The sequence below is a fragment of the Rhizobium sp. PEPV16 genome (assembly GCF_008919455.1).
Classification (GTDB): Bacteria; Pseudomonadota; Alphaproteobacteria; order Rhizobiales; family Rhizobiaceae; genus Rhizobium; species Rhizobium leguminosarum_Q.
Genome location: NZ_VSZV01000347.1, coordinates 84,739 through 92,931, shown reverse-complemented (window position 1 = coordinate 92,931; position 8,193 = coordinate 84,739). Strand labels below are relative to the sequence as shown.

9 protein-coding genes are annotated in these 8,193 nt (G+C 60.7%); 5 read left to right on the top strand and 4 right to left on the bottom strand.

Going from position 1 to position 8,193, the window contains the following annotated elements:
- The 3 genes from FY112_RS29230 to FY112_RS29220 form a co-directional block, all read right to left on the bottom strand.
- The coding region (locus FY112_RS29230; RefSeq protein WP_181018294.1) for an alanine racemase at positions 1–465 on the bottom strand (465 nt) is incomplete at its 3' end.
- Positions 466–1,941, bottom strand: a complete 1,476-nt coding sequence (locus FY112_RS29225; protein ID WP_151519891.1) for a M81 family metallopeptidase — start codon at positions 1,939–1,941, stop codon at positions 466–468.
- Between the two features lie 30 nt (positions 1,942–1,971).
- Positions 1,972–2,454 carry a hypothetical protein gene (locus tag FY112_RS29220; RefSeq protein WP_027665498.1) on the bottom strand — a complete coding sequence of 161 codons (483 nt, stop codon included), beginning with the start codon at positions 2,452–2,454 and terminating at the stop codon, positions 1,972–1,974.
- A 111-nt stretch (positions 2,455–2,565) separates the two neighbouring features.
- Here FY112_RS29220 and FY112_RS29215 point away from each other — a divergent pair, with 111 nt between their 5' ends.
- The 5 genes from FY112_RS29215 to FY112_RS29195 all read left to right on the top strand — a co-directional run bounded on the left by FY112_RS29215 (position 2,566) and on the right by FY112_RS29195 (position 7,190).
- Positions 2,566–2,955, top strand: a complete 390-nt coding sequence (locus tag FY112_RS29215) for a RidA family protein (RefSeq protein WP_129419208.1) — start codon at positions 2,566–2,568, stop codon at positions 2,953–2,955.
- 23 nt (positions 2,956–2,978) lie between these two features.
- A complete protein-coding gene (locus FY112_RS29210; protein ID WP_151519890.1) occupies positions 2,979–3,842 on the top strand; it encodes a MurR/RpiR family transcriptional regulator in 864 nt (287 codons plus the stop codon).
- Between the two features lie 25 nt (positions 3,843–3,867).
- Positions 3,868–4,644: an SDR family oxidoreductase gene (locus tag FY112_RS29205; protein WP_151519889.1), complete on the top strand. Its 777-nt coding sequence runs from the start codon at positions 3,868–3,870 to the stop codon at positions 4,642–4,644.
- A 61-nt stretch (positions 4,645–4,705) separates the two neighbouring features.
- Positions 4,706–5,905 (top strand): MFS transporter, encoded by a 1,200-nt coding sequence (locus FY112_RS29200; RefSeq protein WP_131720069.1) that lies wholly within the window; start codon positions 4,706–4,708, stop codon positions 5,903–5,905.
- Between the two features lie 82 nt (positions 5,906–5,987).
- Complete coding sequence (locus FY112_RS29195) at positions 5,988–7,190, top strand: ROK family transcriptional regulator (RefSeq protein ID WP_017957674.1); 1,203 nt, start codon at positions 5,988–5,990, stop codon at positions 7,188–7,190.
- A gap of 35 nt (positions 7,191–7,225) precedes the next feature.
- Here the strand turns inward: FY112_RS29195 and FY112_RS29190 are convergent, their stop codons facing one another.
- Complete coding sequence (locus FY112_RS29190; RefSeq protein ID WP_017957675.1) at positions 7,226–8,140, bottom strand: DMT family transporter; 915 nt, start codon at positions 8,138–8,140, stop codon at positions 7,226–7,228.
- Between the last annotated feature and the right edge of the window lie 53 nt (positions 8,141–8,193).

The following is an 8,193-nucleotide window of genomic DNA, read 5'->3' as shown; positions in this document are numbered from 1 at the left end:
CACGCCGCAGCGGCCGCCGCCGGTATCGCATTCGACCAGCACGTTCAGCGGCTTGTGGCCGGAGAAATGTGCTGCCAGCCCGTCGACCGTCACTTCGCTGTCGGCGACGACCTTGAGGGCTGAAATTCTCTCGTTCAACTTGGCCAGCCGCTCGAGCTTTTGCGGTCCCAGGATGTTGAAGGTGATGAGGATGTCCTCGAAGCCGGCTTCGGCAAAGACTTCGGCTTCCGTCACCTTCTGGCAATTGATGCCCTTGGCGCCGGCGGCAACCTGCGCGACGGCGAGAGCCGGGATCTTATGCGTCTTGATATGCGGGCGGAAGTTCAGCCCGTGCTGATCCATATAGGATTGAACGCGGTCTATGTTTGCCGCCAGCCTGTCTTCGTCGATCACAGGACGCGGCGTCGAGAGATCGGCGATCTTGTCACCTGCCTTGGCGATGACGGCAAACCTGTTGTCATGCATCTAGGCGGCTCCGCGTTCTGGTCCGTGTGGATCGGCGATGATCGGCCATATGGTCTTCGGTGCCCGCCGGTATGGCGTCGTCGCCGGATTATTGGGATAGGGCGTTCCTGCTGAGCAGTAAAGGATCTCGGCCGCGATCTTCGAGAAGGACGCGAAGAAGTGGTTGGTGGATTTTATCACCAGGATCTTCTGCCTGGCGGGATCGATGCCCATCGCCGAAAAAAGGCTCGGATCGAAGCTTTGAGCGCGCGTCGAATTGAGGATGATGTCGAGGCCGTTGAGGACGATATGTACGGCATCGCCGAAAGGTGCGAGGCTCTCGCCGAACTTCATCTCGGCATTCTTCACCAGCTTGACAATCTTGACGGTGCCGTCGACGGGATTGCCGGTGCCGGGCGCCGACTTGGCGCCGAAGCGCAGCGGAATTTCCGCCCCCTCGCCCGCCGCAAAACAAATCTGGACGGCCACCGGATCCCAGATGGTACCGATCGCAGCACTCGTGACGCCGCGGGCGATCAGCTCTCCGAGGATAACAGTCGCATCTCCTGCGGTGCCGCCACCGGGATTATCCCAGACATCGGCGATGACAACCGGCCATGCGTTAGTGGCAAGCGCGCGCGTGACGGCTTCCTTCTCATCGATCTGCGGAACCATGAAGGTACCGCGCTTCGAAAACAGCTCGAGGCCGAGTTCATGCGCCAAAGCCGCGCCCTTCTCCGGCTTGTTGTCAGTTACCACCAGCAGCTTCGTTCCCATTTCGGGAACGTCGCCCACCATGAAGCCGTGGATCACCGAGATCGACAGGACATCCGGATCATCCTTCTCGATCTGCATGATCTTGTCGACGAAGGAACGCATGGGCTCGCGCGATGTCGGGAAGACGTCGATCATCTTGCAGTCGAACACCGACATTTCAGGCTTGATCCGCCCTTCGAGCGTTTCGACCGCAATGTGCCAGAGATCCTCGGCTCGGTCGACGAAGTCCGTATGCGGAAACTCCTTGAAATAGACGGCGAAATCGAGAGCGGCGACACGTTTTGCCGTGAGATGGCTGTGCGGATCGAGTTCGGCGCAGATGAGGACATCGGGCCCGACGATCTCGCGGATGCGCGACAGCAGATCGCCTTCGGTATCCTCGTATCCGGCGGCCACCATGGCGCCGTGCAGGCCTATGACAACGGCGTCGACCGGCATTGCCGCGCGGAGTTGCCCGAGGATTTCGTCACGCAATTCCTCGTAGGTCGCCCGGTTGACGAGGCCTGCGGGGTCGGCCCAGGTGGCGGTTCCCTCAATCAGTTCCCAACCCTTTTCTCGGGTGACGTGCCTTCCGACGGTGATCGGCGCAGTGCACAGCGTCGGCGTTTCGGGATGTTGACCGGGGGGCGCATAAAGCGAGGCTTCGAATGCGCGGCGATCCACGCAGATCGGGGAAAAGGTGTTGGTCTCGGTCGCCAGTGCCGCCGTGAAAATGCGCAAGTAAGTCGCTTTCGTGTTGTCGGCTCTGCTCTACCCCATCGGGTTCGGCAGGTAGCCGGTGAAACCTGAGATTTTCCAGCGTCCTTGGTGAAGCCTGCAATAATAGAGCGTCTGCCATTGCAGGACGTCCCGGGTATCGTCGCTCTTGGTAATGCCGCCGTCGAATTTCTTGCGAACGAGGGCCATTTCGCCCTCGATTTCGATATCCTCAAGCGTCGTCGTGGTGAAGATCGCCGTGCGCGCATCTTCTGCGAAACTCTGCTCGGCGAAATCCTTTGCCTGCCTCAGCCATTCCTGGCGATAGGCCGACAGCGTCGGAAATGCCAGACGCCACCTGTCGGGGCTGACCTGCTTCTGGGCATCGATACCGATGAAGCCCTCTTCGACGAAGTCATGCTCCACCATCGACCAATCGGCCGCCAGAAAGGCATCGATATCGCGCGGAACGAGCATTTCCCAGATTGCATGCCGGGCGCTGTCTGACGGGAAAGGATTCTGGAAAGGATCGCGCATATCGGCCCCGGATTGAAATTCTTTTCATAAATGGTGTTTTTCACTGGTCAAATTCTGCTTTCTATGGTCACTTGTCAACTTATCAAGAAAATAATTTGCAAGGACTCCAGCATGCCCATCAAGCGCTATGGCACTGTTCAAACCGGCGCCGGCGGCAAGGCGCTGCCTTTCGCGCGTGCGGTCGAAGCAGACGGATGGCTGTATGTTTCCGGCCAGGTTGCGATGGAAAATGGCGAAATCATCGACGGCAATATCATTGCCCAGACCCACAAGACGATTGCCAATGTCCTTTCGATCCTCGATGAGGCCGGATACGGCGTCGAGGACGTCGTGCGCGTCGGCGTCTGGCTCGATGATCCACGCGATTTCTGGACTTTCAACAAAATCTATGAGGAATATTTCGGCGAACATCCGCCGGCCCGCGCCTGTGTGCAATCGTCGATGATGGTTGATTGCAAGGTTGAGATCGACTGCGTGGCCTATAAGAAGAAGGATAGATAGAAAACTATCGGGGGGGGACGGGCTTGGATATCTTTTCAACGCTGCAGGAAGACAAGAGCAGGCTCTCTCCCTCCGAGAGCCGCATCGCGGAGATTATCGTCAACGACTTCGAGTTTGCCGTGAATGCCTCGATCATCGAGCTGGCGGAACGGGCCGAGGTATCGCCGCCGACCGTCACGCGCTTTTGCCGGCGGCTCGGTTGCGAGAGCTTTTCCGACTTCAAGGTGCAGCTTGCCCGCACCGCCCATATCGGTGTTCGTTACCTGAAACCGGAATCGAAAAGCACCGATCCGGCCGATGTCGCCCAGGATATCATCGCCAAGGCCCAGAACGCGCTCTTTCTCCTGCACCGGTCGCTCGATCTTGCCGCGATCGAAGCCGCCGTCTCTCATATCGCCAAGGCCGATATGATCTATGCGTTCGGGTCGGGCGGCAATTCGTCGATGATTGCCGACGAGCTCCAGAACCGGCTCTTCCGTCTCGGGCTTCGCATCACCGCAAGTTCCGACCACAGCATGCAGCTGATGATGGCTGCCGCGGCAAGGCCGGGCGATGTATTGATCGGCTCATCCTTCTCAGGGCGCAATATGGAGCTGGTGCGCGCCTTCGAGCTTGCCCGCCAGACCAAGGTGAAGACGATCGCGCTCACCCAGACGGCCAGCCCGGTTGCCAAGGCCGCCGAAATCGTCGTGCCGATCGATCTTCCCGAGGGCCACAATATCTATCGCCCAACCTCGACGCGCATCGCCTACATCGCGACGATCGATATTTTGTCGAGCCTGGTCGCCTATGCCGTTCAGCCAAAGGCGACGACCACGCTTCGGCGTATCAAGCAGCAGCTGGTCATTCACCGTGACGGCGACGACCGGCAATTGCTTGGAGATTGAGGTTCATGAACGGGAGCTACGGAAAATGACGTTGTCAATAGCCATCGTTACCGGCGCTGCAGGCGATATCGGCGCGGCGATCGCCGCACGGCTCGCCGATGACCACGACGTCGTGTTGCTCGCCGATATCGATGCGGAGGCCGCGGCTGCCGTGGCATTGAAGCTCGGGCCGGACAATCGCTTCGTCGCCATCCAATGCGATGTCACCAGCGAGGCGAGCATTGCCGAATTGGCAAGACGGGCCGCCGACGTGGGTGTGGTTCGAACCCTGGTCAACAATGCCGGTGCCGCCCGCGCGACCAGCCTGCATGAGACGACGCCCGAGATCTGGCGGGCTGACAATGCGCTTAATCTCGAAGCGGCATTCTTATGTTTCCGCGCGTTCGAGCCCATGCTGAAGGCCTCGCGGGGTTCGGTCGTCAACATCGCCTCGGTCAACGGCATGCATGTCTTCGGACACCCGGCCTATAGCGTGGCCAAGGCAGGCCTTCTGCATTTTACCCGACTGGTCGCCGTGGAATACGGCAAGTTCGGCATCCGGTCCAACGCCGTCGCACCCGGCACGGTGAAGACGCAGGCCTGGGAAGCCCGCGCCAGCGCCAATCCCAACGTTTTCGAGGAAGCACGCCGCTGGTATCCGCTGCAGCGTGTTGTCGATCCGAAAGATGTTGCCAATGCCGTGGCCTTCCTTGCAGGTCCTCAGGCTGCAGCCATCACCGGCGTCTGCCTGCCTGTCGATTGCGGCCTGACGGCCGGCCAGGCCGAGCTGGCGCGGACCTTCTCGCAATCGGAACATTATTGAAACCCGGAGGAAGACAAGAGGGGCAGGTTGTGAAGCCGGCTTACGTCTGATCGATGACCGCATGAGCCGACTTTTTCCCGACGTCTTCCGCAATCCGGCGATCCGCGCCTGCATGATCGCCATTTTCACCTTCGGGATGGCGGGGGCGATGACCGCACCTTACCGCTCGATCATCGGCATCCGCGAATTGGGCTTGAGCGACGGCCTCTATTCCTTCCTGAGTTTCGTCTCGGCGGCGGTGAACGTCGTCATCAGCATTCTGCTCGGCAATCTCGCCGACCGGCTGGGTGAGTACCGATCGACGATGATCGGCGCCTGCCTCTTCGGCATCGTCGGCTACGGCATGGTCTACGTCTTTCCGACTGCAGCCATATTCGTCATCAGCGGCTTGCTGCCCCTGCCGATCTACGGGGCGCTGAACTCGCTGCTGTTTGCCAATGCGCGTGCGGCGATGCACGGCATGAGCCGAAGCGACATGGTGACGGCCAACTCCGGCGTGCGCGCCATGATCTCGCTGTCCTGGGTGCTGATCCCCGGCATCACCGGCCTGCTGCTGTCTGGCGCATCGAGCATGCTGCCGGCCTACCTCTTTGCCGCCATCTCGTGTCTGCTCTGCCAGGGCATCATCCTGTTCGCCTTGCCAAAGCGGGCGGCGACGGAGATGGCAGCAGTTCATCATCTCACCTATCTCGGTGCGCTTCGCCAAGTGGTCTCGCCGCGAATATCCGCGCATATTTGCGGGGTGGCGCTGATCACCAGCACGCTGCATCTCAATGACGCCCTGCTGCCATTGATTGTCACCGGTGCCGCGCATGGAAGGCTCAGCGATGTCGGCATTCTAGTCGGCATCGTCGCATTGCTGGAGGTCGTCTTCATCATCATCTGGTCGCGGATCGCCCGGAAAACCGGCCAAATGACGGCGCTTGCGGCCGGCACCATCATCTACGCCGTCTTCCTCAGCCTTCTCGGTCTTGCCTCTGAGCCGTGGCAGCTCTATGCGCTCACCTTGCTCGCCGGCATCGGAGCGGCGGCGATCATCAGCTTTCCGATCACCTATCTGCAGGATCTGATTGCCGACCGACCGGGGCTCGGCAGTGCGCTGATCTCCGTCAACATCTTCGCCAGCGCCGGGATCGGCGCGCTGGTTTTTGCCGCCGGCACCTATGTGACCGGCTATTCTGGAACCGCCATCCTCAGCGCCGTCACCGGATTGTCCGGGATAGCGATCATTGGCCTCTTGCACAGACGCGGTGCCCGTTGAGCAAATAGACGTTCCGAAGAATGGAGCTTTCATCGGTGTTCGTCTTGTGACAAGGGTGACGCACCATTTTGTTGAAGGCGACATGAAGGCGATATCCGGCACGAATCTCGAACAGGCCAAGTCTCACAACCGGCGTGTGGTGATCGAGGCTGTCCGCACGAACGGCCCCTTGTCGCGCGCTGCGATCGCCCGGATGACGGCGCTGACTGCTCAGACTGTTTCGAATATCGTCGAGGAATTGGAGAGATCGCACCTTCTCGTTCCGTCCGAGGCGCAGAAGCTGGCGCGCGGCCAACCGATCATCCCTTACACCATCAATCCGCGCGGCGCCTATTCGATAGGCCTCGAACTTGGCCGCCAGCGCGCAAGCGGGGTCCTGACGGATCTCTCCGGCGCCGTTTGCGCGCGCATCGAACGCCACGTCGAACATCCCGATCCGCAAAGGGCGATGCCGGCTCTCCAGTCCATCGTCGAGGATCTTCAGCAGGCCTTCACATTCGACCGGAACAGGCTGCTCGGCGTCGGGATGGCCCTGCCCGGCCGCTATGCCGATGGCGGCACCACATCGCTCAGCCCGCTGAACCTGCCCGGCTGGCAGGGTTTTCCCGTCGGGCATGAATTGGAACAACGGGTAAAGGTGCCGGTGCTGGTCGAAAACGATGCGACGGCAGCAGCGATCGGCGAGCGTCTTCATGGCGTCGCCCGCGGTTTGGGCAGCTTCGTCTATCTGTTTCTCGCAGGCGGCGGTGGCATCGGCGCCGGAATGTTCCTTGACGGCCACCTCTACAAGGGCAGCCGCAACAATGCCGGCGAGATCGGGCATGTCATCGTCGAGCCGCATGGCAAGCTCTGCAGCTGCGGCAAGCGCGGCTGTCTTGATCGCTACGTGTCTCCGACCGTCGCCTATGAATTCATGGGCATTGCCAATGCCGAGGAGATGTCGCCCGACGATCTCGATGCGCTGATCGCCAAGGGCGGCGAAGGTCTCGACGCCTGGCTGGATCAGGCCGTCCAGCCGCTGCGGCAGACCGTCGATTTTCTGGAACTGGCCTTTGATCCTCAGACCATCGTGCTCGGCGGCAGCATATCGACATCGCTGATGCTTCGGCTTGCAGAGCGGCTGGAGCCGCTGCACACCCCGATCGACCCCAATCAAAAGCGGACCATTCCCCGCGTAATGATCGGCATGACCGGCAAGGATACGGCAATCCTCGGCGCCGCTGCCCTGCCGATCTTTTCCGAAACCAATCCGCGCTTCGACGTCCTGCAAAAGCCGCTCGGCTAGCCATCTCGGTCCGGGAGATTGCCGACGCCGGCCTCTCATCCGCCTGCCGGCAGTCTCGCATCTGACGGCAGCGGCCGACGGGCCAGAGGTCGCGCAAAAATGACCACGTTGCCGAGAAGCGTCAGCGCCAGGCCGATCAGGCCCAGACCGCTCCAGTGGTAGCCCTCGAAGACCGTCGACAACGACAGGGCGACGATCGGGAACAGGACGGTGGCATAGGCAGCGCGTGAGGAGCCGATGCGGGACACCAGCATGAGGTAGGTGGTGAAGCCGATCACCGATCCGATTGCCGCGAGATAGAGCATGGCGGCAAGATAGGTGATGTCAGGCGGCGCGACGATCGGCGTTTGCGTCACGGTAATCAGGAAGAGGAGGACGATCGCGCCATAGGTCATGCCCCAGGCATTGGCGGTCAGCGGTGAGATTCCGACCGCGCTGTTTCGACGCGATGCCATATTGCCCAGCGAGAAGAACAGCGTGCCAAGCGCAGCGAGCCCGATCCCTTTCAACGTGCCCATATCGAAATCGACGACAACGTCCTGTCCGAAAAGGAGGAGAAGGCCGGTTGCTCCGAGCGCCGCTGCGAGAAGTGTGCGGCCGGTAATGCGGTCGCCGAAGAAGAGGCGCGCATTGACGGCATTGTAGATCGTTGCGAGCGAGAAGATCACGGAGATTAGGCCGGACGGGATAGAGGCGGCGGCGTTGTAGAAACAGATGAAATTGAGGCTGAACAGGCAGAGCGCTTGCGCAAGGATGAAAGGTTGATCGCGCAATGCAGGGAGCTTGAGCCGCCGCATGGCAGCCAGGATGGCGACGAGGATCACTGCTGCGACCGCAAATCTGTAAAAGACCGAGACCAAGACCGGCACGGGACCGACCTGCATCGCAATGGCGATCCAAGTCGTCCCCCATATGAGGACGGTCGCGATGAAGAGAGCGGCATTTGCCATGGAGTGATCCTCGTTTCCCCGACCAATATGCGAGCCGTGAGCAGGTCTCTTGC

Bases quoted from the DNA above. Each gene is read 5' to 3' on its own strand.
- FY112_RS29220 (WP_027665498.1), bottom strand. From the start codon at position 2,454: ATGCGCGATCCTTTCCAGAATCCTTTCCCGTCAGACAGCGCCCGGCAT.
- FY112_RS29215 (WP_129419208.1), top strand. From the start codon at position 2,566: ATGCCCATCAAGCGCTATGGCACTGTTCAAACCGGCGCCGGCGGCAAG.
- FY112_RS29205 (WP_151519889.1), top strand. From the start codon at position 3,868: ATGACGTTGTCAATAGCCATCGTTACCGGCGCTGCAGGCGATATCGGC.
- FY112_RS29200 (WP_131720069.1), top strand. From the start codon at position 4,706: ATGAGCCGACTTTTTCCCGACGTCTTCCGCAATCCGGCGATCCGCGCC.
- FY112_RS29195 (WP_017957674.1), top strand. From the start codon at position 5,988: ATGAAGGCGATATCCGGCACGAATCTCGAACAGGCCAAGTCTCACAAC.
- FY112_RS29190 (WP_017957675.1), bottom strand. From the start codon at position 8,140: ATGGCAAATGCCGCTCTCTTCATCGCGACCGTCCTCATATGGGGGACG.